This window comes from Jeotgalicoccus sp. ATCC 8456 (assembly GCF_016313225.1).
GTDB lineage: Bacteria > Bacillota > Bacilli > Staphylococcales > Salinicoccaceae > Jeotgalicoccus > Jeotgalicoccus marinus.
In genome coordinates this window covers 401296-427650 of the sequence record NZ_CP066224.1, presented here as the reverse complement: position 1 = coordinate 427650, position 26355 = coordinate 401296, and the positions used below count along the sequence as shown (strand labels likewise).

34 protein-coding genes and 1 riboswitch are annotated in these 26355 nt (G+C 34.5%); of the genes, 28 read left to right on the top strand and 6 right to left on the bottom strand.

Annotation, left to right across the window (positions count from 1 at the left end; translation table 11 throughout):
- The 5 genes from phoU (at position 1) to argH (ending at position 5371) form a co-directional block, all read left to right on the top strand.
- The gene (gene phoU / locus JEM45_RS02325; protein ID WP_026866400.1) at positions 1-654 is read left to right on the top strand and encodes a phosphate signaling complex protein PhoU; all 654 of its coding nucleotides are present in this window, start codon (positions 1-3) and stop codon (positions 652-654) included.
- Positions 655-734: 80 nt separating this feature from the next.
- Positions 735-1307, top strand: coding sequence for a 5-formyltetrahydrofolate cyclo-ligase (locus JEM45_RS02320; RefSeq protein ID WP_026866399.1), 573 nt, complete (start codon positions 735-737; stop codon positions 1305-1307).
- Positions 1297-2706 (top strand): rhomboid family intramembrane serine protease, encoded by a 1410-nt coding sequence (locus JEM45_RS02315; protein ID WP_198687680.1) that lies wholly within the window; start codon positions 1297-1299, stop codon positions 2704-2706. The genes JEM45_RS02320 and JEM45_RS02315 overlap by 11 nt, the downstream gene beginning before the upstream one ends.
- 87 nt (positions 2707-2793) lie before the next feature.
- A complete protein-coding gene (locus tag JEM45_RS02310) occupies positions 2794-4002 on the top strand; it encodes an argininosuccinate synthase (RefSeq protein WP_035855993.1) in 1209 nt (402 codons plus the stop codon).
- Entirely contained in the window at positions 3995-5371 is a 1377-nt protein-coding gene (gene argH, locus JEM45_RS02305; RefSeq protein ID WP_198687679.1) for an argininosuccinate lyase, read from the top strand. The genes JEM45_RS02310 and argH overlap by 8 nt, the downstream gene beginning before the upstream one ends.
- Positions 5372-5412: 41 nt before the next feature.
- Here the strand turns inward: argH and JEM45_RS02300 are convergent, their stop codons facing one another.
- Complete coding sequence (locus tag JEM45_RS02300) at positions 5413-5652, bottom strand: DUF2759 domain-containing protein (RefSeq protein WP_198687678.1); 240 nt, start codon at positions 5650-5652, stop codon at positions 5413-5415.
- 97 nt (positions 5653-5749) lie between these two features.
- Here JEM45_RS02300 and JEM45_RS02295 point away from each other — a divergent pair, with 97 nt between their 5' ends.
- Positions 5750-6361, top strand: a complete 612-nt coding sequence (locus tag JEM45_RS02295) for an MBL fold metallo-hydrolase (RefSeq protein ID WP_026866394.1) — start codon at positions 5750-5752, stop codon at positions 6359-6361.
- A 44-nt stretch (positions 6362-6405) separates the two neighbouring features.
- Here the strand turns inward: JEM45_RS02295 and JEM45_RS02290 are convergent, their stop codons facing one another.
- Complete coding sequence (locus tag JEM45_RS02290; RefSeq protein WP_026866393.1) at positions 6406-6654, bottom strand: DUF2626 family protein; 249 nt, start codon at positions 6652-6654, stop codon at positions 6406-6408.
- A 234-nt stretch (positions 6655-6888) separates the two neighbouring features.
- Between JEM45_RS02290 and comGA the strand changes: the two genes are divergently transcribed.
- The 9 genes from comGA to gcvT all read left to right on the top strand — a co-directional run bounded on the left by comGA (position 6889) and on the right by gcvT (position 12251).
- On the top strand, positions 6889-7881 hold the full coding sequence (comGA, locus tag JEM45_RS02285; protein ID WP_198687677.1) for a competence type IV pilus ATPase ComGA: 993 nt from the start codon (positions 6889-6891) through the stop codon (positions 7879-7881).
- Complete coding sequence (gene comGB / locus JEM45_RS02280; RefSeq protein WP_035855989.1) at positions 7844-8899, top strand: competence type IV pilus assembly protein ComGB; 1056 nt, start codon at positions 7844-7846, stop codon at positions 8897-8899. Before comGA ends, comGB begins: the two co-directional genes overlap by 38 nt.
- Before the next feature lie 11 nt (positions 8900-8910).
- Entirely contained in the window at positions 8911-9234 is a 324-nt protein-coding gene (gene comGC / locus JEM45_RS02275; protein WP_026866390.1) for a competence type IV pilus major pilin ComGC, read from the top strand.
- Entirely contained in the window at positions 9212-9643 is a 432-nt protein-coding gene (gene comGD, locus JEM45_RS02270) for a competence type IV pilus minor pilin ComGD (RefSeq protein WP_370545412.1), read from the top strand. Before comGC ends, comGD begins: the two co-directional genes overlap by 23 nt.
- A complete protein-coding gene (locus JEM45_RS02265) occupies positions 9633-9887 on the top strand; it encodes a hypothetical protein (protein ID WP_026866388.1) in 255 nt (84 codons plus the stop codon). Before comGD ends, JEM45_RS02265 begins: the two co-directional genes overlap by 11 nt.
- Positions 9884-10273, top strand: a complete 390-nt coding sequence (locus JEM45_RS02260) for a competence type IV pilus minor pilin ComGF (RefSeq protein WP_026866387.1) — start codon at positions 9884-9886, stop codon at positions 10271-10273. The genes JEM45_RS02265 and JEM45_RS02260 overlap by 4 nt, the downstream gene beginning before the upstream one ends.
- Positions 10248-10424: a hypothetical protein gene (locus JEM45_RS02255; protein ID WP_198687675.1), complete on the top strand. Its 177-nt coding sequence runs from the start codon at positions 10248-10250 to the stop codon at positions 10422-10424. Before JEM45_RS02260 ends, JEM45_RS02255 begins: the two co-directional genes overlap by 26 nt.
- 11 nt (positions 10425-10435) lie before the next feature.
- A complete protein-coding gene (locus JEM45_RS02250; protein WP_198687674.1) occupies positions 10436-10924 on the top strand; it encodes a shikimate kinase in 489 nt (162 codons plus the stop codon).
- An 83-nt stretch (positions 10925-11007) separates the two neighbouring features.
- A riboswitch (glycine riboswitch) is annotated at positions 11008-11097 on the top strand.
- A 71-nt stretch (positions 11098-11168) separates the two neighbouring features.
- Complete coding sequence (gcvT, locus tag JEM45_RS02245) at positions 11169-12251, top strand: glycine cleavage system aminomethyltransferase GcvT (RefSeq protein ID WP_026866385.1); 1083 nt, start codon at positions 11169-11171, stop codon at positions 12249-12251.
- A 60-nt stretch (positions 12252-12311) separates the two neighbouring features.
- Here gcvT and JEM45_RS02240 read toward each other — a convergent pair whose 3' ends face one another.
- Genes JEM45_RS02240 through JEM45_RS02225 form a run of 4 tightly spaced genes read right to left on the bottom strand, consistent with a single transcriptional unit; the run spans position 12312 to position 14422 of the window.
- The gene (locus tag JEM45_RS02240; RefSeq protein ID WP_026866384.1) at positions 12312-12698 is read right to left on the bottom strand and encodes a rhodanese-like domain-containing protein; all 387 of its coding nucleotides are present in this window, start codon (positions 12696-12698) and stop codon (positions 12312-12314) included.
- A gap of 25 nt (positions 12699-12723) precedes the next feature.
- Positions 12724-12942: an SA1362 family protein gene (locus JEM45_RS02235; RefSeq protein ID WP_026866383.1), complete on the bottom strand. Its 219-nt coding sequence runs from the start codon at positions 12940-12942 to the stop codon at positions 12724-12726.
- Entirely contained in the window at positions 12942-13847 is a 906-nt protein-coding gene (locus JEM45_RS02230; protein ID WP_026866382.1) for a DUF1385 domain-containing protein, read from the bottom strand. Before JEM45_RS02230 ends, JEM45_RS02235 begins: the two co-directional genes overlap by 1 nt.
- 14 nt (positions 13848-13861) lie before the next feature.
- Positions 13862-14422 carry a hypothetical protein gene (locus JEM45_RS02225; protein ID WP_026866381.1) on the bottom strand — a complete coding sequence of 187 codons (561 nt, stop codon included), beginning with the start codon at positions 14420-14422 and terminating at the stop codon, positions 13862-13864.
- Between the two features lie 115 nt (positions 14423-14537).
- Between JEM45_RS02225 and JEM45_RS02220 the strand changes: the two genes are divergently transcribed.
- From JEM45_RS02220 to recN, 13 genes are all read left to right on the top strand, one after another.
- Positions 14538-15596, top strand: a complete 1059-nt coding sequence (locus JEM45_RS02220; RefSeq protein ID WP_026866380.1) for a M24 family metallopeptidase — start codon at positions 14538-14540, stop codon at positions 15594-15596.
- A gap of 15 nt (positions 15597-15611) precedes the next feature.
- Entirely contained in the window at positions 15612-16169 is a 558-nt protein-coding gene (gene efp, locus JEM45_RS02215) for an elongation factor P (RefSeq protein ID WP_198687673.1), read from the top strand.
- A 101-nt stretch (positions 16170-16270) separates the two neighbouring features.
- A complete protein-coding gene (gene accB / locus JEM45_RS02210) occupies positions 16271-16699 on the top strand; it encodes an acetyl-CoA carboxylase biotin carboxyl carrier protein (RefSeq protein ID WP_198687672.1) in 429 nt (142 codons plus the stop codon).
- Positions 16699-18045 (top strand): acetyl-CoA carboxylase biotin carboxylase subunit, encoded by a 1347-nt coding sequence (gene accC, locus JEM45_RS02205; RefSeq protein WP_198687950.1) that lies wholly within the window; start codon positions 16699-16701, stop codon positions 18043-18045. The genes accB and accC overlap by 1 nt, the downstream gene beginning before the upstream one ends.
- A gap of 122 nt (positions 18046-18167) precedes the next feature.
- Complete coding sequence (locus JEM45_RS02200) at positions 18168-18518, top strand: Asp23/Gls24 family envelope stress response protein (RefSeq protein ID WP_026866376.1); 351 nt, start codon at positions 18168-18170, stop codon at positions 18516-18518.
- A 25-nt stretch (positions 18519-18543) separates the two neighbouring features.
- Positions 18544-18927, top strand: coding sequence for a transcription antitermination factor NusB (gene nusB, locus JEM45_RS02195; protein ID WP_198687671.1), 384 nt, complete (start codon positions 18544-18546; stop codon positions 18925-18927).
- Positions 18928-18932: 5 nt separating this feature from the next.
- Positions 18933-20279, top strand: a complete 1347-nt coding sequence (xseA, locus tag JEM45_RS02190; protein ID WP_026866374.1) for an exodeoxyribonuclease VII large subunit — start codon at positions 18933-18935, stop codon at positions 20277-20279.
- Positions 20266-20472 carry an exodeoxyribonuclease VII small subunit gene (gene xseB / locus JEM45_RS02185; RefSeq protein ID WP_026866373.1) on the top strand — a complete coding sequence of 69 codons (207 nt, stop codon included), beginning with the start codon at positions 20266-20268 and terminating at the stop codon, positions 20470-20472. Before xseA ends, xseB begins: the two co-directional genes overlap by 14 nt.
- The gene (locus JEM45_RS02180; protein ID WP_026866372.1) at positions 20462-21331 is read left to right on the top strand and encodes a polyprenyl synthetase family protein; all 870 of its coding nucleotides are present in this window, start codon (positions 20462-20464) and stop codon (positions 21329-21331) included. The genes xseB and JEM45_RS02180 overlap by 11 nt, the downstream gene beginning before the upstream one ends.
- Positions 21332-21422: 91 nt before the next feature.
- On the top strand, positions 21423-23312 hold the full coding sequence (dxs, locus tag JEM45_RS02175) for a 1-deoxy-D-xylulose-5-phosphate synthase (RefSeq protein WP_198687670.1): 1890 nt from the start codon (positions 21423-21425) through the stop codon (positions 23310-23312).
- On the top strand, positions 23293-24081 hold the full coding sequence (locus JEM45_RS02170; RefSeq protein ID WP_198687669.1) for a TlyA family RNA methyltransferase: 789 nt from the start codon (positions 23293-23295) through the stop codon (positions 24079-24081). The genes dxs and JEM45_RS02170 overlap by 20 nt, the downstream gene beginning before the upstream one ends.
- Before the next feature lie 88 nt (positions 24082-24169).
- The gene (ahrC, locus tag JEM45_RS02165) at positions 24170-24622 is read left to right on the top strand and encodes a transcriptional regulator AhrC/ArgR (protein WP_026866369.1); all 453 of its coding nucleotides are present in this window, start codon (positions 24170-24172) and stop codon (positions 24620-24622) included.
- A gap of 14 nt (positions 24623-24636) precedes the next feature.
- Positions 24637-26301, top strand: a complete 1665-nt coding sequence (recN, locus tag JEM45_RS02160) for a DNA repair protein RecN (protein ID WP_198687668.1) — start codon at positions 24637-24639, stop codon at positions 26299-26301.
- Positions 26302-26355: the final 54 nt, after the last annotated feature.

Here is a 26355-nt window from a genome sequence, read left to right as displayed (position 1 = left end):
ATGACAGTTTATCGTGAGAAGTTTCATGAAGATCTTACTTCTCTGATTGAAGAATGCATTACGCTTGGTAAAGCATGTCATAACAGATTATCTACGGCTGTAGAAATTCTTGTGACTGATAATATAGAAGAAGCTAGAAAACTGGTAAAAGCTGACTCAGAAATTAATCAGTTAGAATCAGCGATTAACGCCCATGCAATTAATTTAATTACCACTCAAGCACCTGTTGCTAGTGATTTACGTACCATTATTTCATGCATTAAAATTGCTGATGATCTTGAGAGAATAGGGGATAACATCAGTAATATTGCAGAAGTTAGAAAACGTATAAAAATTACTAATGAACGTACACTCTTAAGATTTAAAACCATGGAACGTTTAGCATCACTTATGTTAGAAGATGTTTATACAGCATTTAAAGAAAGTGATATGGATCTTATCCGTGAAATTATAGAACGTGATAAGGATATAGATGCTGTTTTCGTTCAGATTACAACTTCAGATATCTTTGAAGAGTCTGATGCATTCTTAACCGGTCAAATCCAGTTAACAGCTAAGTATTTAGAACGTATCGGCGATCATATAAAGAGCATTGCTGAACATATCTATTACACTGAAACAGGAACTCCCTTTGAAAAAGGGTCAAGAGAATAATATTCAACCTCCAGATATCTGGAGGTTTTTTCTATATTCATATAAACTAGTAATAAGAATATTGTGTGAGGAGAAGTGTTATGACAAAAAAAGAATTGCGTAAAGAAATGATTTCAATTTTAAAAAATCTACCAGCAGATAAGAAACTCGCTGCAACAAGAAATATTACAGAACGCGCTGTTGGTTTTATAAAAGAAAATAATTATCAAAGTGTTGGTATAGTGCTACCTATGTCTATTGAATATGATACATGGACTTTAATCGATAAGCTTTTAGAAGAAAATATTGAGGTGTATGCACCAAAGTGCAACTACGTAGATAAATCTATGAACTTTCATAGGTTAAACTCTAGAAATGAAGTAGAAAGTGATGAGAAGAATATTCCAATACCAGACCCTAATCAGCCTATTAATAATGATATAGATCTCCTAGTTGTACCAGGCTTAATATTTAGTACTAATGGCTATAGAATTGGCTATGGTGGTGGTTTTTATGATCGCTTCCTAAGCACTTTTAAGAATGATACAGTATCCCTTATCTTTTCAGAACAAATCGGCCAAACAATAGTAGATGATCATGATATTCCTGTCGATACGATCATTACTGATCAAGCACTATTTGATGTAAAGTCAGTGAGAGCCGATGAGAAATAAATGGCAGGCTGCCTATGAAGTAGCTAAATACACAAATTACGATTTCTTCCATCACGATACAAATCCAGAAATTATTTGGTTAAAGGATCAGAAGAAAAGAACTTTACTCTGTTTAGTGGATGTCGATTTGACAGATACTGAATTAGAAGATGTGACAGACAGTATTTTTAATTCTCAGGACCATCTTAACAAGCTGGCAGGTTTTACTATTAAGGCCATTAATGTCTACCATCTAACCGATAAGAAATTTACTAGAAAATTTAAATCTAAAACACTTAAGGTAAATCATAGAGCAATCAATAACTTAGAGAAGATTATATCAAATCCATTTTATAAGATTGACATTAAGTATAAAAAATCTAAGGATGATTCGTACTATCAAAAACGATTAACTTCTAGACATCCTTTTGAGAAATATATGATTAAATTTACGCCGATGACCTTACTTTTAGTCACTTTAAATACGCTAGTTTTCCTAATAAATATACTATTTATTCATTTATTTAATAACAATGAATTAACGCATTTACTTGCTGTGATTCATTATGAAGTCACATCTGGTGATTATTACAGGCTTTTATCGTCCTCATTCTTACATGTAGGTGTTAGCCATTTTCTTATGAATATTTTTGCACTATTCATATTAGGTAAATTTGTTGAAGGACTATATTCAGGCTGGCATTTACTCATCACCTATATTATTAGTGGTGTGATTGCGAGTATGTTCTCTTTAGGGTTTATTACTGAAGGTATATCACTCGGGGCAAGTGGGGCAGTATATGGATTACTAGGCGTAATTATTGTACATCTCTTAGTTAATCGAAAGATAAAGGCTAAATTAATTATGCAGATACTAGTGATTTTCGTGGTAGTTTCAGCACTATCTATGCTTACAGCAAATATAAATCATTTTGCACATGCAGCAGGATTAATCATCGGTGCCTTACTTGGTGTAATTTATAATATTAAAAAGACTGGTATAAAATATTCGGTTGGTGCGCTCGTAGTTATCATTTTATTCACTTTATATAGTCATTATGCAATGAATCAGCAAACTTCTATTCACCCGATGGATGATGAGGCAATGACGTATTATGAACAAGGTGAATATGAACGTGCCTTAGAAGTTGTTAATAATTCATTTAATAAAGAGGTGGAAACACCACTTACTTATTATATTCTTGGAGAACTGTATATCGAATCGGGTGACGAAGAAAAGGGGCAAAGCTTGATAGATCAGAGCTATGAGATGGATCCTTCCAATGAACTAACCGCTAAGGATAAGATAATCGCCTATAGAAAAAGACAGGATTACGATAGTATGAAAGAAGCACTAGATAAACTTGAGAAACCCATACAAGATGATGGACTTAAAATACTTGCTGAAGAAGTTAATTAATATTATGTATAAATATACTTGATTACGTAATTTTATAATGATATGCTATGAACTATCATATAAAAATAAACTTATGGAGTGATTGATATGTCCGAAAAGAAAGTTGTCTTAGCATATTCTGGTGGTTTAGATACTAGCGTAACGATTCAATGGTTTATTGACCAAGGATTTGACGTTGTAGCTGTTTGCCTTGATGTAGGTGAAGGTAAGGATCTTGAATTAATCCATGACAAAGCCTTAAAAATGGGGGCAAGTGAATGTCATATAGTCAATGCTCAACAGGAATTTGCAGAGGAATTTGTCAGTTATACAATATATGGAAACTCTATGTATGAAGAAAAATATCCTTTAGTGTCAGCGCTCAGTCGTCCGTTAATCTCTAAGAAACTTGTAGAAATTGCCCATGAAACTTCTGCAGATTTTGTTGCGCATGGTTGTACAGGTAAAGGTAACGACCAGGTGAGATTTGAAGTGGCAATAAAATCTTTAGATCCAACTATCAAGGTACTCGCACCGGTTAGAGAATGGACATGGTCACGAGAAGAGGAAATTGAGTATGCTAAAGCACATAACATACCGATTCCAATCGACCTAGACTCACCGTACTCAGTAGACCAAAATTTATGGGGACGCAGTAATGAGTGCGGTATATTGGAAAATCCTTGGGCAGCACCTCCAGAAGATGCTTATGATTTAACCGTTAATGTTAAGGATGCACCCGATGAAGTTGAAGAATTATTAATCACTTTTGAAGCAGGTTTACCAACTAAATTGAACGGTAAACAATATGACTTACACGAATTAATTCTTCAATTAAACGATGTTGCAGGCAAGCACGGTATTGGGCGTATTGATCACGTTGAAAATAGACTGGTTGGAATAAAGTCTAGAGAAATTTATGAAACACCCGCTGCTAAAGTGATTCTCACTGCAAAGCATGATTTAGAAACGATAACCCTAACTAAAGATATTGCGCACTTTAAACCAGTAATCGAACAAAAATATACTGAACAGGTATACAACGGACTATGGTTTACACCATTATCCGATTCTCTTAGAGCAATGCTAAAAGATATGCAAGCACCTGTGAATGGTGAAGTCCGTTTAGAGCTTTATAAGGGTAATGTTATTGTTAAAGGACGTCAGTCGAATAATAGTCTCTACAACGAAAAACTTGCAACCTATACAAAAGAAGATGCTTTTAACCAAGCTGCGTCAGTTGGGTTTATAGAAATCTTTGGTCTACCGGCAAAAGTAAAAGCAATGTTAGATCAGGGAGTGTCAGTGGATGACTAAAAAAGCTTGGGGTGGAAGATTTACTAACGATTCAATATCATGGGTGGATGACTTTAATGCATCCATCCATTTTGATAAAGTGCTGATCGAAGAAGATATTAAAGGCAGTATTGCTCATGGGGATATGCAAAAAACTAAAGGTATTCTAACAGAAGATGAATTTAAAAAAATTGAGGCAGGATTAAAAGAAATCCTTGAAGAATACCAAAAAGGGCAGATCACATTTTCAATTGAAAGAGAAGATATTCATATGAATATTGAAGCACTACTAATTGAAAAAATTGGTCCAATAGGCGGTAAACTACATACCGCACGTAGCAGAAACGATCAAGTCGCAACAGATATGCATTTATATGTAAAAAGAGAAGTAATAGATATTATCTCAACCATCGAGTATTTGCAAGGTACCATTGTCGAGTTAGCAGAGTCTAACATTGAAGTTCTTATGCCAGGTTATACACATCTCCAGAGGGCACAACCCATACTGTTTTCTCACCATATACTTGTGTATTTTTGGATGCTAGAAAGAGATAAAGCAAGATTTAAAGATGCCTTAAAACGTATTGATATCTCACCGTTAGGTGCAGGTGCAATTAGTGGGACAACATTTGACATAGACCGTCACCAAACTCAAAAAGCGCTCGACTTTAACGATATATATCACAACAGTATGGATGCAGTTAGTGACCGTGATTATATTGTTGAAACACTATCTAACATTTCATTAACGATGGTTCATTTATCAAGATTATCGGAGGAACTCATATTTTGGTCGACAGATGAAGCAAACTTCATTACTCTAAGTGATGCATTTACGACAGGCTCATCAATGATGCCTCAAAAGAAAAATCCAGATATGGCTGAATTGATTAGAGGTAAAAGTGGACGTACGAGTGGTCACTTAATGAGTATGTTAATGCTCTTAAAAGGTTTACCGTTAACATATAATAAAGATATGCAAGAAGATAAAGAAGGGTTATTTGATGCAGTGAAGACCATTAAGGGCGCGCTTAAAATAATGGATGGCATGTTAAGTACAATGTCCGTTAATAAAGATGTACTCGAGGAAGCTGTGTCTAATGATTTTTCAAATGCTACCGAACTCGCAGACTATTTAGTTGAAAAAGAGATTCCCTTTAGGGATGCACATGAAATTGTAGGGAAATTAGTCCTGACTTGTATTAACAGAGGAATTTACTTAAAAGATTTACCGTTTGAGGAATATAAGAAAGCGTCCTCAGTCATCGAGAACGATATTTATGATATTTTATCCGCAAAAGTCTCAGTTAATCGTCGTATATCTTATGGTTCAACTGGTACTGAAGCAGTTAAAGTGCAATTAAAACTTGCAAGAGAAAGAATCACATAAAAAAGCCGCTCCATTTTTTAAATGGAACGGCTTTTTTGAACTTAGTGCCCTAAGTCAGGATAACCAAATGTAAATATAGTAGCTACTGTCCATAATCCAAAAACGACAAATGTAAGACCACTGAATCCAGCAGCTAAGAAGTTTTTAGCTTTCATTGAGTTTAAAAGACCAATGATACCAAATACTGCTACTAAGCCCATTAAGATTGCTAGCGCATTAATACCAATTCTTATTGTTACGCCACCAATTGTGAATAATTCTCCAGTATCGAAGAAAGGCATTGAATTGACCCCCTAATATTTCTCATTAAACAATCACTTAAGAATATTGTATAATTAATAAATAGATTTGTCGAGTATATTTTTGGAGGATGATTATATGAATATTACACGTTTACCTTTAGGTGATCTTGCAACGAACTGCTATATTTTAAGTGATAGCAAATCGTTGTTAGTTTTTGATCCATCAGCAGAACCTGAAGTAATTCTTAGTAAACTTAAAGACATCAACTTACCAGTCAGTGCAATTTTACTGACGCATACTCACTATGATCATTTTGGTGCTTTAGATGATGTGATTGAGTACAGTGGAGCAGATGTTTATATGTCTGATATAGAACGCACTTGGCTTACTGATATCGAAAAGAATGGTTCAGTACGTTATAAGTATCCAATTACTTCTAAAGCAGCACCTAAGTTACTGAATGAAGGCAAGCATTCTATTGCAGACTTTAATTTTGAAGTCATTCATACGCCAGGTCATTCACCAGGATCTCTGTCTTATAAATTCGATGACTTTATTGTATCTGGTGACGTTTTATTCAGAAATGGTGTAGGGCGTACAGATTTATTTGGTGGTTCTAATGATGATTTACAGTATTCTATTAAAGAGAAACTTTTCAAGCTCCATGAAGATACCACTGTCTATGCTGGACACAATGTACCGACAACTATCGGGGAAGAAAAACAAAATAATCCGTATGTAAGATAAGTCATTATAAAAAGGCAGGAACGAGATTTCGTTCCTGCCTTTTTTTAGTGCTGGTTTCCAAATGATGGTTCTAATAGGAATGTTGTATAGTATGTAAAGCCAACGAAGAATAAAATCAAGTACGCTGCAAAAATATACATATACATTCTTTCAGTTAATTTCATATAGCCAAGTAGAACGAACAAGCCAGTTTGTACGACAAAGAAAATAGTCATTGTGACCATGTCTCCAACGTAGAAAAGAATAGCAAACATTGCTGTCCAGAAGCCTAGCATTTTAAATACTTTATCCATGTGATACGTCCTCCCACCTGAATAATTTCACATATCATTAAATATAATTATAGATAAGTACTCGAATAAAGTAAATAGGAATTAAGCATCTTTCAATATTTTCTCTAGTCATTTAATTACAATTGTCAGTTAAACTGTGTAAAAAGTAAAGCGGTTTTATAAAGATTGTATTTAAGTGTCTGAAAAAAGCAAATGAGCTTTTTTTTCGTATATATAGGGTAGGAGGTGTATTTTATGAAATCTTTAGTTGAAAGTATTCTGACAGAAGCTCACACCCATTCAGCGAGTGATATACATATCACATTGGACGAGTCCGGTGGCACAGTAAAATTAAGAGTCAAAGGTCAGATGGTTCAATTGCAACTATTAGACGGTGATACGTTCAAGCGATTGATTAATTATTTAAAGTTTATTACAGAATTAGATATCAATGAACACAAAGTACCACAAAGCGGTCGAACAACAGTTCAATTAGAACATGGTGAAATCAGCGTCAGAATAAGCACCTTACCTATGACAATTCTAAGGGAGTCGGTTGTCATTAGAATTTTGAACAATAATGATCGTCAAACTTCAAGAGAATTATTTTATGATAAAAAGGATTATCTCTTTTTATCTGAGTATATGAAAAAGTCTCAGGGACTTATATTGTTTACTGGGCCAACTGGTTCAGGCAAAAGTACAGTGATGTACCGCTTGATTAAAGAAATTGCAGATGAAGGGTTAAAAGCAGTCATCAGTATTGAAGATCCTGTGGAATATGAAGTACCGGGGCTCGTTCAAGTTGAAATCAATGAAAAAGCAAAACTCGAATATGCGCCTTTAATCCGCGGTGTCTTACGCTGTGATCCGGATATTATTATGTTTGGAGAGATTAGAGATAAAACCATTGCTGAAGAGCTTATTAAAACAAGCTTATCTGGTCATTTAGTACTGAGTACTTTTCATAGTAAAAGTGCGCTCGGCACACTAGTTAGACTTCAGGATTATGGCTTATTCAAAGAAGAATTGTCTGAGAGTATCTCTTTAATCGTAAATCAAAGGCTGATTCATACAGCAAAAAGAAGCTTTATTATTTGTGAATATATCGAAAGTAAAGATGTTGAGAATTTTTTGAAAGGTAAAACGGTTAAGTATGACACCCTAATAGATAAATTAGCACTTATCCATCAAGAAAGTGGAATGAATGATGAAGAATATCAATATTACCATCGGATCCTCCAATAAGTTAAAAAAGCACGATTCTCACTTTTTAATTAAACTCGGAGATTTACTGAGTAGCGGTTTTAACATGTACCAAGCTATGAAATTTTTACTTGAGCAATACGAGGTTTTAACAAAGAAAGATAGAGAGGGAATATTAAATTTACTAGAAGAAGGTGCATCAATATCAACTTTACTTAAGCGTTTAGGTTTTTCAAAATCAATTATTATGCAAGTATCGTTTGCTGAAATCCATGGTGAAATCATTGAAAATTTATATGAATCTGGTGCTTATTTACAGCGGAGGAGACAAACAAAAGAAAAGTTGATAAAGGCGATTCAGTATCCTTTAGTGCTCACAGGCATATTCATTATTATGTTGATCTTATTAAATTACACCGTAATTCCCCAATTTAATGAATTATATACAGCCATGCAGGCTGAAAAATCTTTTTTAGTTAATATATTAACTCTGGTTTTAAAATATCTTCCACACGTTGTTTTATTTATTGTGGGACTCCTTCTCATTTTTATTATATATATCTGGTTTGTATTCAAGCTAAAGAATACTAAAATGGCAGTTTCAATACTACTTAAAATTCCTCTTGTAAAAACTTATTTTAAATACTATATAACATATCGATTTTCTAGAGAATTTGGCTATTTTCTAAATAATGGTCTTGAAGTAAAGGAAATAATCCTTTTATTTAAGACTCAAACTATTAATCGATATCTCTCTTTTACAGCTAATGTAATAGAAAAAGAACTATTAATTGGAAATACACTTGGTAAGTCCATAGAATCTATACCACTCTTAGATCATAGGCTGAGTATCTTCGTGAATCACGGAGAGTATAACAGTAATGTTGGTAAAGAACTAATTATCTATAGTGAATACACATTAGAAAATATCATTCTTAAAATTGAAAAAATGACACAGAAAATTCAACCGATAATATTTTTAATTCTAGGGCTCTTGATCATCTGTTTATACCTCGTAATCGTTATGCCAATCTTTAATATGTTATCTACAATATCTTAGGAGGAAATAAAATGAGACGTGCATTTATAAGAAGATTTAAAGATCAAGAAGATGGATTTACTTTAATTGAAATGTTATTAGTATTGCTTGTTATCTCGGTTCTGATTATTTTAATCATTCCCAATATCGCTGCACAGAGTCGTAATGTACAAGACACAGGTTGTGATGCTCAAGTTAAAATGGTGCAAAGTCAAATAGAAGCCTATACTTTAAATGAAGGGTCGCCGCCGACCAGTGTAGATACACTTGTGCCGACTTATCTGTCTACAGATCAAATCAGTTGCCAAAACGGTGACTCTATTACAATTACTAATGGCACAGCTGTCCGTTCATAAGGGATTTACAATGGTGGAGATGCTGATGACCTTAATGGTCGTCAGCATTCTAGTATCTTTATCTTTCGGTAGTCTACCAAAATACAAGGTCAAGTCGGTTGATGACGAATTGTTAAATATGAGCTACCTATTAGAAGGGACTCAGATGAAGGCACAGGCTGAGTCCAGTTCATTTACAGTAAACTTTGATAGGAAAAACAATAAAATTATTGTAAGAGACGCAAAGAGAAGCGAAGTGAATGGCTATAAATTGGATATCTGTAAACTGCAAAATTACGGATTAGAGCAGTTCTCCTATAATACTTTAGGTGATACTACAGCTTTTGGCACAGTTTATATGATATGTGATAAGAAAAATGTCAAAATCGTGATGCAGATTCAAAAGGGGAGGTTTAGAATTGAAAAATGATGGTTTCTTACTTTTTGACAGCATACTATCCTTAGTCATCTTTAGCACCTTATTAATGCTAATACCTGCTATTTTACATATTCAAAAAATAGATGACGATAGCCAAAACCAAGTCGAGTTTTACAGACACCTTTATATTAAAAGTTTATTAATGGAAGAGGATGAATTTATAAACTATGCAAAGAATGAACATAAAATAAATGAAATAAAGTGTAAAGAAAAATTAAGTGATTTATGTCCATGAAGGGATTTAGCTATGTCGAATTATTATTATCACTGATGGTGATTACTTTAATTACATTCACATTACCTCAATTACTGACAACCTTAAACAATATTAAATTGCATGAAGATAATTATGACTTCGATGTCTTCATACTAGATATTGGAAACACATACCAATCAACAGACGATATTGAAGTTAACAATAGTAAGAGCGTTAACTTTATAAGTGATAACAGAATTGTAAGTTACCATTTTTCCGCTAACAGAATCATTAAAAGTATAGATAACAGTGGTTTTGTTACCCTTATGTATAATGTTAAAAATTTTGACGTCGAAGAATCTAAGTCGAGTATTGTCATAAATATAGAAGGTGTACAAAATGAAAAACTTGAATTTAAACGCTAAAGGATTTTTTAGTTTATCAGTATACTTTGTACTTATTTATTTAATCGGTGTATATTATTATTATTATTATGAAAGATTTCAATTAATTCTTGATATTCGTATGAATCTAATCGAAATTTACGTCAATCAAATCAGTAAGTTAATATATTAAGGGGGTTTAGAATGATTTTAATCGGTTTTATGGGTTCTGGAAAAACAACGATTGGTAACGCTTTGGCTGATACACTCAATAAAGAATTAGTGGACTTAGACGATGTTATACCAAAACTTGCAAACAAGAGTATACCTGAAATCTTTAAAGCATCTGGAGAAAAAACATTTAGAGAATATGAATATAAAGCACTCAGTTTAAATTTAAGAGAAGATATAATCCTTTCAACTGGTGGGGGTATTGTCTCTTTTGATCAGTCTTTTGAATTATTAAAAAAGCAAAATAATTTAAAAATATTCTTCTTGAATGCGCCATTTGATGACTTGTATGAAAGAATTTATAATGACAAAACACGTCCCTTAGGTAATCAAGAAAAGGAAAAAGTAAAAGCCTTATATGAATCTAGACTTGATAAATATAGAGCACTTTGTGATCATGAAATCTCTACAGATAAGTCTATTGATGAAACAGTTGATAATATTCTAGCTAATTTGTATTGAATGCTTATCTAATAAGCTTTGCAGCTTGCAAAGATGAATAAAATATGAGTATAATGAATACGGATTCAATAATATACAGACGATTGAAAAACATTGGAGAGTGCATAAAAATGCCGCCGAAGGAGCAAGCCACTACTGGTGAATCTCTCAGGCAAAAGGACAATGTTTGGACGTCATCCTGAAGAGATTTTCAACAGGCCAGCATTAAACTGACCTGTTATATTTATTTAAGGAGGATTTTTGAATGAGTGAATTGAAGAGAACACCTTTAAATGAATACTATCATGAACAAGGTGCAAAGCTAGTTGATTTTGGTGGTTGGGAAATGCCTGTACAATTCTCAAGTATCAAAGAAGAACATACTGCAGTGAGAGAAGATATCGGTATTTTTGATGTAAGTCACATGGGTGAAATCCGCGTGACTGGTGAAGATGCTGAAGCATTCTTAAACTACACACTTACAAATGACGTTACTAAGCTAACAGACGTTAAAGCTCAATATACGACAATCACAAATGAAAATGGTGGCGTAATTGATGACTTAGTCATTTATAAACTTGGTGACAATGAATATCTTCTTATTCCAAACGCAGGTAACACTGATGGAGATTTTGAATGGTTGAAATCTGTAGAAGGTTACAATGTAACTGTAGAAAATGTTTCTAGTGAATATGGTCAACTTGCTGTACAAGGACCTAATGCTAGAGCTTTAGTACAGAAATTTACTGATTCAGATCTATCTGAACTTAAAATGTTCAATTTCATTAAAGATGGAAAAGTAGATGGTAAAGAAGTAATTATTTCACAAAGTGGTTACACTGGTGAAGATGGTTTTGAACTTTATTGCAAACCCGAAGATACACTAGCATTATGGAATCTTTTTGTTGAAAATGGTGCAGTTGAATGTGGTCTGGGTGCGAGAGATACACTTCGTCTTGAAGCTGGTCTACCATTACATGGTCAAGACTTAACACCTGAAATATCACCAATTGAAGCACGTATTGGTTTTGCCGTTAAAGTAGATAAGGGAGATTTCATCGGACAAAGTGTCTTGAAAGACCAAAAAGAAAACGGTGCACCACGTCGTCTTTCTGCTTTTGAGTTAACAGACAAAGGTATTGCTCGTACTGACTATGAAGTTTTCGATAAAGAAGGCAACAAAGTTGGATATGTTACAAGTGGTACACAGTCACCAACAAGTAAACGTTCAATTGGCTTTGCTTTAGTTGATACTGACTTCTACGAATTGGATAAGGAATTTGTTGTTCAAGTTCGTAAAAAAGAAGTACCTGCTAAATTTGTAAAATCACCATTCCACAAAAACTAATATATTATCTTTGTATAGTATTTATAAAAAATCCAGCGATTTTTAATCGCTGGATTTTTCTTATTTAGTCTTAGATTTGATTTTACCCGTCCATTTGGCGATACCTTGTTTTAAAATATTGATATCCTTATGACCATCTTTTTTCAACATACGTGCTGCTCTTAGTGCTGTTCTTCCGTTTTGATCGTACAGAAAAACTGGTTGATCTTTACGAATGCCACCTTTTTTCATTTGGAAGGTAGAAAGAGGAATATTTCTTGCACCAAGAATATGACCATGGTTAAATTTATCTTTTTCTCTTAAATCAATCAATTGAACCTTTCTTAGATCTTTACCAAATTCTTCTTCAGATAACATGTTCACACCACGCATGCTAATATAAGCATTGATAACAAGCGCGATGATAATAACTGCTAAGATAATTAATGCAATAATCCAACTTTCCACTTTAAACTCTCCTTAAAATCTATATTTATTTTTTCTTTCTTCTTCTCTTTGCCTGTCTAAGGGCTTTTCTATATTTCCTTTGATCTTCAGTTAAGATGAAGAAATAGTAAATGCCATACAAGACCAAACCTAATACTAATAGGAATATGAGTGAACTAACAATCATGCTTAAGACAGCATCTAAATTCATCAAAAGACCGATAGCAGCAATAGCGAGAATGATAATTAAAATGGCTCTTTTCATTATTTTTCACTCCTTAATAGGTGATTAAAAGAATGTATCGCAACATCAACCTGATCATCTTTAGGGTTTTTAGTTGTTAAATATTGTAACCATAATCCTGGTTGCCCTAAATATTTTAACACAGGTACGCTACGCAATTTATTTGTTATCTGTAAAACCTCAAAAGACAAACCGAGTACAACGGGAATGAGAAGAATTCGGTTAATTATTCTTACATGAAAGGGTTCCATCGGAACGAACATATAAATCACAAAGCCAACAAGTACAGTAAATAATATAAAAGAACTACCACATCTATAATGAAGTCGTGATTGCTTTTGTACATTTTCTACTGTCAATTCTAAGTCATTTTCATAACAGTTAATGACCTTATGTTCTGCACCGTGATATTGAAAGAGTCTTTTTACCATTGGGGTCAATGATAAGAGATAGATATAACCGAGTAAAATGATGAGTTTAATTAATGTTTCTAAGAATACTTGACCAAATTTACCAGTAATTACACCTGAAAATACTTCTGCAATAAAGACCGGTACTAGAGTGAGTACAAATTTTGCAAATAAGAAAGTGAGAATTGCAATGATTGCTGTAGTAATCGCAACTTTAGCTGTACTTGTATTATTTTTTTCAGACTCTATTTTGTAGTCGTCTTTAGGGTCACGTTCATAGCGATCTGTTGCAAAGTCCATCGGCTTCATACCGTATACGACTGCCTCAAAAATCGCAACAATACCTCTTATAAAAGGGATTTTTTTCAGTTTAATTAAATTTTTGTTCTTGGGTCTTGGCATATCAAAGTATTCAATTTCACCAGTCGTGCGTCTGATCGCTGTTGCAATATGATCTGTAGACTGGAACATGACACCTTCTGGTACTGCCTGACCACCATAAATATTTTTAGTCATCTAAGCCATCCCTCTTATAGGTATTCAGTTGCCTGTTTAAGTTGATTGACGGCAGTGTCTAAAAGCTCAACATCGTCACTGGCAATTGCATCTGCTATATCAGTAACTGCCTCATCAATCTCTTCATTAGCAAGTACAATATTTTCATTTTCTCTTTCTAATACATCTGTTAATTCTAGGTCACTGACTGAATCATCAAAAGTTTCAATTGTTTCTTTAATTGAATCCCGAACTTTTACCACTTCTCCAGCTTTTACTTCCTCATCATTACGATAAGTCAAAATAAAAGCATCGAGTTTTTCTAAGTCTTCGGTCAAACGATTACTATAAGTCTCAACAATGCTAACATATTGCTCGACATTAGGGTTATCCATGTCGCGTTCAAAATTCGCGATATCTGTATCCAGGTTTTCTAAATGTAAGGATAATTGTTGGTTTCTGACTTGCTCAGTTTGTAATAGACTTTCGAGTTCACTTTTATATTCTTCTTGTTCTTGTAAAGATTCTTCTGGACTGTTAGCTGAACATCCTGCTAGAAGCAGAAAAAATGCAGCCGCAGTGAGGCTTTTTTTCATTGCACATTCTCCTATATATCATTAGACTATTCTAACATGTTAGCGTTAAAATATAAAAAGAAAATGAAATGGAAATTATTTTAATGTAAGATGTAAAGGAAAGGGTGACTGGGAAATGATCAAATTTGACAAAGTTCAAGCTTTAATTGAAAGAGAAAATCTCGATGCATTAATCATTATGAGTGACCATAACAGAAGGTATTTAAGCCGATTTACTGGTTCAAGCGGTGCCTTGGTCATTACGAGTAATCAGCGTTACTTACTCTCTGATTTTAGATATAATGTACAAGCTCAACAAGAGGCGACTGAATTTGAATTTGTCTTACAAGAAAAGGGTCTATTAGAATCTATTGTAAACTTACTTAATGAAACAGGTGCAAAAAGAGTCGGTTTTGAAGGGGAACATGTAAATTATAATACATACAAACTACTAAATGATTCCTTTGAGCTCATTGCACTGACTGGTGAAATCGAAGAAATACGTATGATTAAAAATTCAGAAGAGCTGAAATTAATTAAAGAAGCATGTAGGATTGCAGATCAATCTTATGAACACATTTTAACTTTTGTACAACCAGGTATGACGGAGTTGGAAGTTAAAAATGAACTTGAAGCGCATATGACTAAACTTGGTGCAAGTGGACCGAGCTTTGATACGATTGTTGCAAGCGGATATCGAGGTGCTTTACCGCATGGTGTCGCTTCTGATAAAGTAATTGAGTCAGGTGATATGGTCACACTAGATTTTGGTGCATACTATAAAGGCTATGCATCAGATATTACTCGTAGTTTTGGTGTCGGCGCTGTTTCTCCTGAAATGGAAAACATATATAATATTGTATTAGAGTCTCAGCTAAAGGCTTTAGCTGAAATTAAAGCGGGTATGACAGGTAAGGAAGCCGATTCAATTTCAAGAGACGTTATCAGTGCTAATGGATATGGCAAAAACTTCGGTCATTCACTTGGCCATAGTTTTGGACTAGAAGTACATGAACAACCTGGATTATCACAAAAGAGTAATACAGTGTTAAAACCGGGAATGTGTATTACTATAGAACCTGGTATCTATGTAGATGGCCTCGGAGGCGTCCGTATTGAAGATGACGCAGTAGTGACCGAAAATGGTCTAGAAAAATTAACACATAGCAGAAAAGAATTATTTATAATTGAATAGCATAGGAGGAATATTATGATTTCAGTAAACGATTTTAAAACAGGTTTAACAATTGAAACAGACGGAGGAATATGGAAAGTTTTAGACTTCCAACACGTAAAACCAGGTAAAGGTGCTGCCTTTGTACGTAGTAAGCTCAAAAACCTACGAACTGGTGCAACACAAGAGAAAACATTTAGAGCTGGTGAAAAAGTAGCTCATGCTCAAATAGATAACAATAAAATGCAGTACCTATATGCAGATGGCGATTCACATGTATTTATGGATAACAACACATATGATCAACTTGAAATCCCTGCAGACCAATTAGAACATGAATTAAACTACCTAAAAGAGAATATGTCTGTTTCAATTATGATGTATGAAGGTGAAACACTTGGGGTAGAGCTACCTAAAACTGTTGAACTTGAAGTAGTCGAAACAGAGCCTGGCATCAAAGGTGACACGGCAAGTGGTGCTTCAAAATCAGCGACACTTGAAACTGGTGTGACGCTACAAGTCCCACTTTTTGTTAACCAAGGGGACGTGTTAGTCGTTAACACAGAAGAAGGGTCATACGTTTCTAGAGCATAAAAAAAATTAAGAGCAGTTTTCCCTGCTCTTAAAATTAACTTGAATTGGTACGACCACCGGTGTAGAATATTTAACATATTATTTTATGGGAGAGTTTACGAATGAATTTAGAACAAGTCGATTCTTTAATCGAAAAAATGGAACGTGCGTCACTTACTGAAATTTCATATAAAGATAAAGACGTGGATATAAAACTTAAAAGAGAGCTGACACCGACTCAGGTACAAAGCCCACAAATAGTTCAAACTCCAAAACAAGAAGTTACAACATCCAGCAGTAAACAGCCTGTAGATGAAGGAATAACTATAAAGGCTCCGATGGTAGGAACATTTTATAAATCACCATCACCTGAAGCAGATGCTTACGTTAAAGTTGGAGACAAAGTTTCAAGCTCTTCAGTCGTTTGTATTTTAGAGGCTATGAAACTATTTAATGAAATACAGGCAGAAGTATCCGGTGAAATTGTTGAGATTTTAGTAGATGATGGAGAAATGGTTGAATACAATCAACCATTATTCAGATTGAAATGATAAAAAAAGTATTAATTGCAAACCGTGGAGAAATTGCGGTCAGAATTATTCGTGCTTGTCACGAATTAGGTATTGATACTGTTAGTATTTATTCAGAAGCAGATGAGGATAGTTTACACCGGAAACTAGCTACAGAATCATACTGCATCGGACCTAAATTATCGAAGGATAGTTATCTAGACATGATAGGTATTATCACTATTGCGCAGTCAACAGGATGTGATGCGATACATCCTGGTTACGGGTTCTTAGCTGAAAATAGCGATTTTGCGGAAATGTGTGAGACATCCAATTTAATATTTATAGGACCAATGTCTGAAACTATTTCATTAATGGGTGTTAAAGATGTCGCTAAACAAACTATGATAGAAGCAAATGTACCGACTGTACCAGGTAGTGACGGCGTCGTAAAATCATTAGAAGATGCTTATTCTATTGCAGATGACATCGGTTATCCAATAATTATCAAAGCGAGCTATGGCGGTGGCGGTAAAGGTATACGTGTTGCAAGGAACAGAGATGAACTTACACAAAATTATAAACTGACAGAACAAGAGGCTGAAAGTGCGTTCGGTAATAAGAGTTTATACATCGAGAAATTTATTGAGAACTTTAGGCACGTTGAGATTCAGGTCCTAGGTGACTATCATGGTAATGTTGTCCACCTAGGTGAAAGGGATTGTACCGTTCAAAGAAGGATGCAAAAACTTGTTGAAGAAGCACCAAGTCCCGTAATCAGTGAAAAAACTCGTCAAGAGATGGGTGAAACTGCTGTACGTGCAGCTAAAAGTATCGATTATATTGGTGCTGGAACAATAGAGTTTATATACGATTTAAACGATCATAAATTCTATTTTATGGAAATGAACACGCGTATACAAGTTGAGCACCCAGTCACAGAAATGATTACAGGTGTCGATCTTGTCAAAGCACAAATACAAGTTGCGATGCACGAACCTCTTCCATTCAAACAAAGTGATATTAACTTTGAAGGGCATGCTTTTGAATTTAGAGTGAATGCAGAGAATCCTCATAAAAACTTTATGCCTTCTGCAGGTAAGATCACAGAGTTCTTACAACCTGGTGGCTTTGGTGTAAGGATGGATACAGCCTCTTATTCAGGTTATGTGATTCCACCTTTCTATGACTCAATGATTGCAAAACTTATTGTCCATGGAAAAGACCGTGACGCTGCCTTAAGTATTGCACGTAGAGCTTTAAAAGAATTTACCATTGGTGGGATTGATACAACAATTCCATTTCACCAAAATCTTTTAAAGAACCAGTCATTTATAGACAATAATTACAATACTAACTTCTTAGTAGAAGAAGACATTATGAAATAAATACTATAATCAAAATGAAAATCGGACGTATATTACAAAACGTAGTGTACGTCCGATTTTAATGTCAAACTATTTTTATAAGCAGAAATGTCATGGTATAATATTGATGTGAGGTGATCGTAATGATTTTAGAAAATCATAGTACAGCTTTAGGCAATATTGAAATTTCTAGTGAAGTGATAGAAGTAATTGCCAGCATCGCAGTAGAAGAGACTAAAGGAGTTCACTCATTGCAAAATAACTTTGCCAGTGGTAATATCGAAAAGATTGGTAAGAAGTTTCGAGGCCGCGGTGTCAGGGTTGAAACAAAAGATGACAAAATTCATATCTCTATCTATGTTGTTTTATCGACTGACCGAAATGTGCATAACGTGGCTGAACGCATCCAAAACAATGTTAAACAGACAGTAAATGATATGTTAGAAGTGACTGTCAATGAAGTAAACGTGCACATTGTCAACATTATAAAATAGTATACAGATAGGTTTAGGTGTAAGCATGAAAAGACATGAACAAAGACAAAAGGCATTCCAATTACTTTTTCAAACGGACAAAGATATTGTAGATTTAACGAATGCTAAATATTATGAAGTTTATCAGAGTGAGATGTTTATAAAAGCCATAGTAGATTATTATTTCGCAAATGATGAAAGTATAAATGGTAAGATTTCATCCAGCCTAACTGGATATACGATCGACCGAATTTCTAAAGTAGAACGCAATATCTTACGTATCGCAATCAGTGAGTTGGAAGTTCATGATTCACCTGTAAAAGTCATTATTGATGAAGCTGTCAGACTTGCAAAAAATTACGGAGATAAGGATAGTCATCGTTTTGTAAATGGTGTACTTAAGAACTTTGCCGTACAAAATGAAGGGTAAGTTATATGGATAGTAATAAGTATTTAACTGTTCAATCTTTAACAAAATATATTAAATATAAATTTGACAAAGACCCGTATTTACAACGGGTCTTTCTTAAAGGTGAGCTATCGAATGTAAAGCACCATTCAAATGGTCACATCTACTTTTCAGTTAAAGATGACGCATCAGTAATCAATGCAGTTATGTTTAGATATGATGCAGAAAAACTAGATTTTAAAGCGGAAGAAGGACAAAACGTCTTACTTTCTGGAAACATCACACTCTATGAAAAAAGAGGGCAGTATCAGCTATATGTCAAGGAAATGCAGATTGATGGTGTCGGACAATTATTTTTAAAGCTTGAAGAGAATAAAAAGTACCTAGAGGAGAAAGGGTATTTTAAAGCGGACTTAAAAAAAACAATTCCAAGATTTCCAGAACATATTGCAATTGTTTCTTCAAGTACGAGTGCAGCCATTAAAGATATGATTACGACATTGACAAGACGTTATCCTCTCGTCAAAGTGTCGCTCTACAATACATATGTTCAGGGTGGTCTTAGTAAACAGAGTGTTATTAATAATTTAATGGCAGCAGATAAACTCGGTGTAGATACAATTATTCTTGCCCGTGGTGGCGGATCAATTGAAGATTTGTGGACTTTTAATGAGTTGGATGTTGCCATGACCGTTGCTAATTTAAAAACCCCTATTATCACCGGAGTCGGTCATGAAACAGACTTTACACTCGTCGATTTTGTGAGTGACCTAAGAGCACCAACACCGACGGCTGCTGCAGAACAAGCTGTACCAAATCAAAGAGATTTACAGGTTAAATTAGAAGAGTTTAATCGACAGACGACGTATCAATTAAAAAATAAAATCTCCACTGATAGAAAACAACTAGAGAATCTTGCATCATATTATAAGTTTAAGAACCCTAATTTACTGTACATTGAACAGACTGAAAAACTACATGACTTCAATAAGAATATAGAGCGTTCGATGGTCAAGCAACTAACCCTATTTAAACACCAGCTGGACCGCTTAAATACTAGCTTATCTTATATGAGTCCGTCACCGAGTATTAATAAGTATCAGCAGGACTTAAATCGTTATCGTGATGGACTTTATCGTGGTGTTAGAAAAGTTCATAGACAAAAAGCGGAGTCCTTAAATAATAATATTCAAGTTTTAGAGTCTGTCAGTCCGACACAGATACTAAAAAGAGGCTATTCTTTTACAACATTTAATAATAAAATTGTCTCAGATGCAAAGGAATTAAATAAGGGCGATTTTGTAGATATATCATTTAGTACCGGCAGTGTGACCGCCGAAGTTATAGAGGTGAATGAAGATGACAAAAAATGAAGCAACCTTCGAAATGAAAATGACACGACTTGAAGAAATCGTAAAATCTCTAGATGAAGATGGTTTATCTTTAGAAAAGTCACTTGAACTCTATCAGGAAGGTATCAAGCTTTCCAAAGAATGTGATGATATTCTTAAAAATGCAGAATTAAAAGTCGAAGAGCTAGTTGGAGATTCAGAAGATGAAGAATAAATATATAGATGAAGTAAGACAAAATATATTAGCTCATCTCGAATACTCCAAACACTCAACAACTATATTTGATGCGAGTCGATATTCCATTGAAGCAGGGGGAAAAGGTCTACGTGCGACACTCTTATTTACTGTGTTAGATGCGCTTGGCGAAACGCCTATGAAAGGCTTAAGTGCTGCTTCTGCTATCGAGATGATTCACACATATTCACTTATTCATGATGACCTACCAGCCATGGATAACGATGACTTAAGACGCGGTAAACCAACCAATCATATCGTTTTTGGTGAAGCGACAGCGATATTAGCAGGTGATAATCTACTAAATGAAAGTTTCAATGTCATTAGTAAAGATGAGTCATTATCTGCTGAAGTGAGAATCAAATTAATTGAGACAATCTCAACTGCCAGTGGTCAGTCCGGCATGATAAGCGGTCAGATGTTAGATATTGAAGCAGAAGAGAAGATTACTTCATTAGAAGAATTAGAAATTATACATTCCTTTAAAACCGGTGCTCTAATAAAAGCGCCAGTCCTTTCTGCATGTATCATCGCTAATGCAAGTGAATCAGTTAGTTTACAACTTGAACGATTTAGTGAAATTATCGGTGTGCTCTTTCAAATTAAAGACGATATTCTAGATATAGAGGGACAGGTTGAACTCACAGGTAAGAATTCTGGTTCAGATGTTAAAAAAGGTAAGGTTACTTATGTGAGTGAACTTGGATTAGATGGTGCGAAGTCGGCATTAGCAGAAAAAGTTGACCAGGCTAATATGATACTTGAAACTTTAGAAAGAGACATTTCCATAGAGGGATTAAGACAAATTGTCTCTATATTTGCTGACAGAAACCAATGATAATTCATAGGTATATGAATTATCATTTTTCTTTTTGGGAGTACTATATAGTGTTATAATGAGTAATAGTAAATTTAAAGGTGGTTGCTATATGAATATATATAGTATTGAAGAGCCTTCATTTCTGAAAAACTTAAATGATAAGGAGCTCGAAGAACTTGCAAGTGATATTAGGGAATTCCTAATAGAATCATGTGCAATTACAGGCGGCCACATCGGAGCAAACTTAGGTGTTGTTGAATTAACAATTGCCCTTCATAAGTACTTTGATTCGCCAACTGACAAACTGATTTTCGATGTCGGACATCAGGCATATATACACAAGATCCTAACGGGTAGAATCGATAAGTTTCCTACACTTCGTCAATACGAAGGCTTATGTGGTTTTCCTAAAATGCGAGAAAGTGAACATGATGTATGGGAAGCGGGCCATTCATCAACGTCCTTATCTGCAGCGATGGGATTTGCCAAAGCGAGAGATATTAAAAGTGAAAACAGTCATGTCGTCCCAATTATTGGTGATGGTGCTTTAACTGGCGGTATGGCTTTAGAAGCATTAAATCATATCGGTAGTGATAAGACGAATATGACGATTATTTTAAATGATAATGAAATGAGTATTGCACCAAATGTTGGTGCCTTACACAACATGCTTGGACGCATGCGTACGAATACACAGTATAATAAATTAAAACACGGTGCTGAAGGTTTTATCGAGAAATTACCACAAGTTGGAACGACTTTAAGAGATTTAGCAGACCGCGTAAAAGATAGTACTAAGTACATGTTTGTTGATGGCGTCTTCTTTGAAGAACTGGGCATTAAATACATTGGTCCAGTCGATGGTCACAGTTTCGAAGACTTAGGTGCCGCAATTAAAACTTCAAAAGAGTATGATGGCCCCGTTATCATTCACGTGATTACTAAAAAAGGTAAAGGGTACCACCCAGCTGAACATGATAAATTAGGTGTTTGGCACGGCTTAGGTCCATATAAGATGGAAACTGGAGAAGTGCTTGGTAAAAAGGAAACGGAGTCTTGGAGTGGCTTTATGTCCAACACTGTCTTAGAGCATGCAAAAAAAGATGAACGTATTGTTGCCTTAACGCCTGCTATGCCTGTTGGTAGTAAACTTACTAAGTTCCAAAATGAATTACCAGAACGTTTCTTTGACGTTGGTATCGCTGAACAACATGCTTTAACTATGGCAGGTGGTTTAGCTGCAGCAGGCTTAAAACCATATCTAGCGATTTATTCGACCTTTTTACAGCGCGGTTACGACCAGCTTTTACATGATGTTGACCGTCAAAACTTAGACGTTTTAATTGGTATAGACCGTAGTGGTTTAGTTGGTGCAGATGGTGAAACACACCAAGGCGTCTTTGATATTAGCTTCATTACACCATTACCAAATATTACGTTAATGATGCCTAGAGATGAGATAGAAGCTGCAGCTATGATTGATTTATCATTCAACACTAATGGTCCTATGGCAATTAGGTATCCTAGAGGTAATGTCCTTGGTTTAGATCCAAGTGAAGAAAGAGCGCCAATTAAATACGGTAGTTGGGAAGTGTTAGAAGAAGGAAATGATATTGTTTTAATTTCCTACGGCCCAACTTTACAGATGCTCACTGAAGCAGCGACAACACTTAAAGACCTTGGAATTAATGCTAAAGTTATTAATGCTAGATTCATTAAGCCTTTAGATTTTGACTGCTTAGATCAATTAGGTGCCAACAGCATGCCAATCTTTGTTATTGAAGAAGCAATGCTGACAGGTGGTTTAGGTTCTATGATTGCATCATATTTTACTGATAATAAGTATAGAAATACTATTCAAAGATTAGGTATTGATAACGAATATATTGAACATGGTGATGTTGATCTACTACTCAATGATATCGGAATCAGTGTTGAAAATATCGTAAATAAAAGTCGTCGTATTGTTGAGAATAGTCATGAAAAAAATGCGAACTGATGAGTATATTTTTGAACATTTTAATATCGGCTCATTAACAGACATCCAGCGTATGATTATGGCGGGAAAAGTATTAAATAATAATGAGTTAGTCTATAAAGCTTCTGATAAGTTAGATCCCGCTAAAGCAAATATTAGATTTAAAAATGTTAAAGAGTATGTGTCTCGTGGTGGTTTGAAGTTACAACATGCAATTCGTAATTTTAATATCGATTTAAACAATAAAATCATGTTGGACATTGGATCATCTACGGGTGGTTTTACGGATTGTGGATTGAAGCACGGGGCTTCATATATCTATGCTGTGGATGTAGGTACAAATCAACTGGATTATAGCCTTAGAATAGATGAACGTGTTAAGGTCATGGAACAGACTAACTTTAAAGATACAGATATTAATGATTTCACTCGTTTACCTGAATTGATTACTATTGATGTTTCCTTTACTTCTATTGTTCCAATTCTTAGACATATTGAAGTGTTGTTTAAACATGATTATAGTATTGTCGCCTTAATTAAGCCCCAGTTTGAGAGTTATCTTGAAGAGCGAGAAGCGCATGGGATTATAACGAATTTAGAGACCCATGAAAGTGTTATAAATCGGGTGATTGATGAAGCGAACAAGATTGGTTTATATGCGTATTCACTTGACAAATCACCGATTAAAGGTACCAAAGGTAATGTAGAATATTTATGCTACCTTAGCAATGTAGATATAAATAATAATCAAGTCAGAACAGAAGACATCACTACTATTGTTAATAGTTGATGTCTTCTGTTTTTGCTTTCCAAGAATATAAACTTATGATAATATGATGTATAAATATACACATGATTTTAACCAAGGGGGATATTCAATGTCGAACAAGTCAATCAGGCAAATAAAGATTAGAGAAATTATTACTAACAACAAAATTGAAACACAGGAAGAGCTTGTAGATAAGTTAAATGAACACAAGTTCAATGTTACACAAGCAACTGTCTCAAGAGATATCAAGGAATTGCAGTTAATTAAAGTACCATCTCCAGGCGGAGAATATGTATACAGTATGCCTAAGGATAGACAGTATCATCCACTAGAAAAGCTCGGTCGATATCTAATGGATAGTTTCGTTAAGTTGGATTTTACTGGTAACTTACTTGTCTTAAAAACATTACCAGGTAATGCACAATCAATTGGTGCGATTATCGATCAACTAGAGTGGGAAGAGGTCGTTGGTACGATTTGTGGCGATGACACATGCTTACTCATTTGTAGAGATGAAGAATCACAGCAATTAATTAAAGATCGAATTTTTAATCTCATTTAATTGGAGTGTTGAATGTGTTACTAAGACTCAGTGTGCAGAACTTTGCTGTATTAGAAAATATAGAAGTTGATTTTTCAAAGGGCATGACAGTATTGACGGGGGAATCTGGTGCCGGAAAGTCAAAAATTATTGAAGCGATCGGATACTTAGAGGGGAAACGTGCATCTCAAGAAGATATCAGGCATGGAAAGTCCGGTGCTGTCATTGAGGGTGTATTTGATTTTCCAAGTAATGAAAAATTAAATCAATTATTAGCTGACTCAAGTATTGAAGAAGATGAGTTGTATATTGTTCGTAGAGAAAATATGACGAATAGTAAAAGCTTGATTAAAATAAATAATAAGATGATCACTTTAAATCAGCTTAAAAACATTATGGAACATGTTTTATCCATACATTCTCAATCCACACATAGAGAAGTGTTAGATAAGTCCGAGCAGTTGGATTACTTGGATCGATATATTGGTTTAGTTAAGGAGGATATTTTCACAACATATACTCATGATTACCAATCTTATCAATCTGTAAAGTCTCGTAAGGAAGAGTTAGAATATAAAGATAGAAATAGACTGACACAACTTGAATTGTTAAAGCATCAATATAGTGAACTATCTACATTAGAATTAAAAGAGGACGAAGAGACAGAATTAGAAAATGAGCTTGAGTTTTTATCGAACTATGAAAATATTAATGACGCATTAAATCAGATTAAGTCCTTACTTGTCAGTGAATATCCACCTCAAGGTATGCTTTACGATATCAATCAGTCGTTAGAAACGATTACTCGTTATGATGAGTCATACATTTCTTATAAAGATACATTGACAGATGCATATTACCTACTGACAGAGTTGAATTCACAAGTATCAAATGATTTGTCATCACTCGATTATGACAGTGACCGTTTAAATGCAATCCAATCGAGATTAAATCAAATTAATCAATTAAAGAGAAAATATACTAAAACATTTGAAGGATTGTTAGAATTTCAAACGCAATTAAAATCAGATATTGATGATTTAGAGAATATTTCACAGTCATTTGATCGGCTTCAAAAAGAAGAAAAGATGCTTTACGACAAGATGGAAGCATCAGCAGAACGATTGCATCAATATCGATTGGACAGAAAACATTTTCTTGAAAGTAAATTAAGACATGAATTGTCAGAACTTGAAATGCCAGATGTACAGTTTGAAATCAATTTAAAAGAATCACAATTTAATCCTTTAGGATACACATACGCTGAATTCTTGATCGCAGTCAATAAAGGTGAACCACTAAAACCTTTGAATAAAATTGCATCCGGTGGGGAAGTGTCCCGTGTAAGTTTAGCGATTAAAACGATTTTCTCTGACTTCGAACATGATTCACTTATAATATTTGATGAAATAGATACTGGAGTGAGTGGTCAAGTTGCTGCGCGTATGGTAGAAAAGATGAAGTTGTTGAGTAAGCAAAGACAAGTACTCGCTATTTCACACTTACCACAAGCCGCTGCAACTGCAGATTTCCTCCTTCACGTAGAGAAATCTAATGTCGATGACAGAACACAATCTACAGCATCTTATTTAACTGAAGAGGAGAAAGTCGAAGAAATTGCACGTATGATTAGTGGATCTAAGATCACAGAAGCTGCACGTTTGAATGCAGAAGAATTGCTGAGAACTGGAAAAGAATAAGTTTCTTCCTAAATAGAAGAGGGTAGAAATCTAAAAATTAGATTTCCACCCTCT

What these genes read in the sequence shown, in the direction of transcription:
- phoU (WP_026866400.1), top strand. Translation starts at nt 1, where the DNA reads ATGACAGTTTATCGTGAGAAGTTTCATGAAGATCTTACTTCTCTGATT.
- JEM45_RS02320 (WP_026866399.1), top strand. Translation starts at nt 735, where the DNA reads ATGACAAAAAAAGAATTGCGTAAAGAAATGATTTCAATTTTAAAAAAT.
- JEM45_RS02315 (WP_198687680.1), top strand. Translation starts at nt 1,297, where the DNA reads ATGAGAAATAAATGGCAGGCTGCCTATGAAGTAGCTAAATACACAAAT.
- JEM45_RS02310 (WP_035855993.1), top strand. Translation starts at nt 2,794, where the DNA reads ATGTCCGAAAAGAAAGTTGTCTTAGCATATTCTGGTGGTTTAGATACT.
- argH (WP_198687679.1), top strand. Translation starts at nt 3,995, where the DNA reads ATGACTAAAAAAGCTTGGGGTGGAAGATTTACTAACGATTCAATATCA.
- JEM45_RS02300 (WP_198687678.1), bottom strand. Translation starts at nt 5,652, where the DNA reads ATGCCTTTCTTCGATACTGGAGAATTATTCACAATTGGTGGCGTAACA.
- JEM45_RS02295 (WP_026866394.1), top strand. Translation starts at nt 5,750, where the DNA reads ATGAATATTACACGTTTACCTTTAGGTGATCTTGCAACGAACTGCTAT.
- JEM45_RS02290 (WP_026866393.1), bottom strand. Translation starts at nt 6,654, where the DNA reads ATGGATAAAGTATTTAAAATGCTAGGCTTCTGGACAGCAATGTTTGCT.
- comGA (WP_198687677.1), top strand. Translation starts at nt 6,889, where the DNA reads ATGAAATCTTTAGTTGAAAGTATTCTGACAGAAGCTCACACCCATTCA.
- comGB (WP_035855989.1), top strand. Translation starts at nt 7,844, where the DNA reads ATGAAGAATATCAATATTACCATCGGATCCTCCAATAAGTTAAAAAAG.
- comGC (WP_026866390.1), top strand. Translation starts at nt 8,911, where the DNA reads ATGAGACGTGCATTTATAAGAAGATTTAAAGATCAAGAAGATGGATTT.
- comGD (WP_370545412.1), top strand. Translation starts at nt 9,212, where the DNA reads ATGGCACAGCTGTCCGTTCATAAGGGATTTACAATGGTGGAGATGCTG.
- JEM45_RS02260 (WP_026866387.1), top strand. Translation starts at nt 9,884, where the DNA reads ATGAAGGGATTTAGCTATGTCGAATTATTATTATCACTGATGGTGATT.
- JEM45_RS02255 (WP_198687675.1), top strand. Translation starts at nt 10,248, where the DNA reads ATGAAAAACTTGAATTTAAACGCTAAAGGATTTTTTAGTTTATCAGTA.
- JEM45_RS02250 (WP_198687674.1), top strand. Translation starts at nt 10,436, where the DNA reads ATGATTTTAATCGGTTTTATGGGTTCTGGAAAAACAACGATTGGTAAC.
- gcvT (WP_026866385.1), top strand. Translation starts at nt 11,169, where the DNA reads ATGAGTGAATTGAAGAGAACACCTTTAAATGAATACTATCATGAACAA.
- JEM45_RS02235 (WP_026866383.1), bottom strand. Translation starts at nt 12,942, where the DNA reads ATGAAAAGAGCCATTTTAATTATCATTCTCGCTATTGCTGCTATCGGT.
- JEM45_RS02230 (WP_026866382.1), bottom strand. Translation starts at nt 13,847, where the DNA reads ATGACTAAAAATATTTATGGTGGTCAGGCAGTACCAGAAGGTGTCATG.
- JEM45_RS02225 (WP_026866381.1), bottom strand. Translation starts at nt 14,422, where the DNA reads ATGAAAAAAAGCCTCACTGCGGCTGCATTTTTTCTGCTTCTAGCAGGA.
- JEM45_RS02220 (WP_026866380.1), top strand. Translation starts at nt 14,538, where the DNA reads ATGATCAAATTTGACAAAGTTCAAGCTTTAATTGAAAGAGAAAATCTC.
- efp (WP_198687673.1), top strand. Translation starts at nt 15,612, where the DNA reads ATGATTTCAGTAAACGATTTTAAAACAGGTTTAACAATTGAAACAGAC.
- accB (WP_198687672.1), top strand. Translation starts at nt 16,271, where the DNA reads ATGAATTTAGAACAAGTCGATTCTTTAATCGAAAAAATGGAACGTGCG.
- JEM45_RS02200 (WP_026866376.1), top strand. Translation starts at nt 18,168, where the DNA reads ATGATTTTAGAAAATCATAGTACAGCTTTAGGCAATATTGAAATTTCT.
- nusB (WP_198687671.1), top strand. Translation starts at nt 18,544, where the DNA reads ATGAAAAGACATGAACAAAGACAAAAGGCATTCCAATTACTTTTTCAA.
- xseA (WP_026866374.1), top strand. Translation starts at nt 18,933, where the DNA reads ATGGATAGTAATAAGTATTTAACTGTTCAATCTTTAACAAAATATATT.
- xseB (WP_026866373.1), top strand. Translation starts at nt 20,266, where the DNA reads ATGACAAAAAATGAAGCAACCTTCGAAATGAAAATGACACGACTTGAA.
- JEM45_RS02180 (WP_026866372.1), top strand. Translation starts at nt 20,462, where the DNA reads ATGAAGAATAAATATATAGATGAAGTAAGACAAAATATATTAGCTCAT.
- dxs (WP_198687670.1), top strand. Translation starts at nt 21,423, where the DNA reads ATGAATATATATAGTATTGAAGAGCCTTCATTTCTGAAAAACTTAAAT.
- JEM45_RS02170 (WP_198687669.1), top strand. Translation starts at nt 23,293, where the DNA reads ATGAAAAAAATGCGAACTGATGAGTATATTTTTGAACATTTTAATATC.
- ahrC (WP_026866369.1), top strand. Translation starts at nt 24,170, where the DNA reads ATGTCGAACAAGTCAATCAGGCAAATAAAGATTAGAGAAATTATTACT.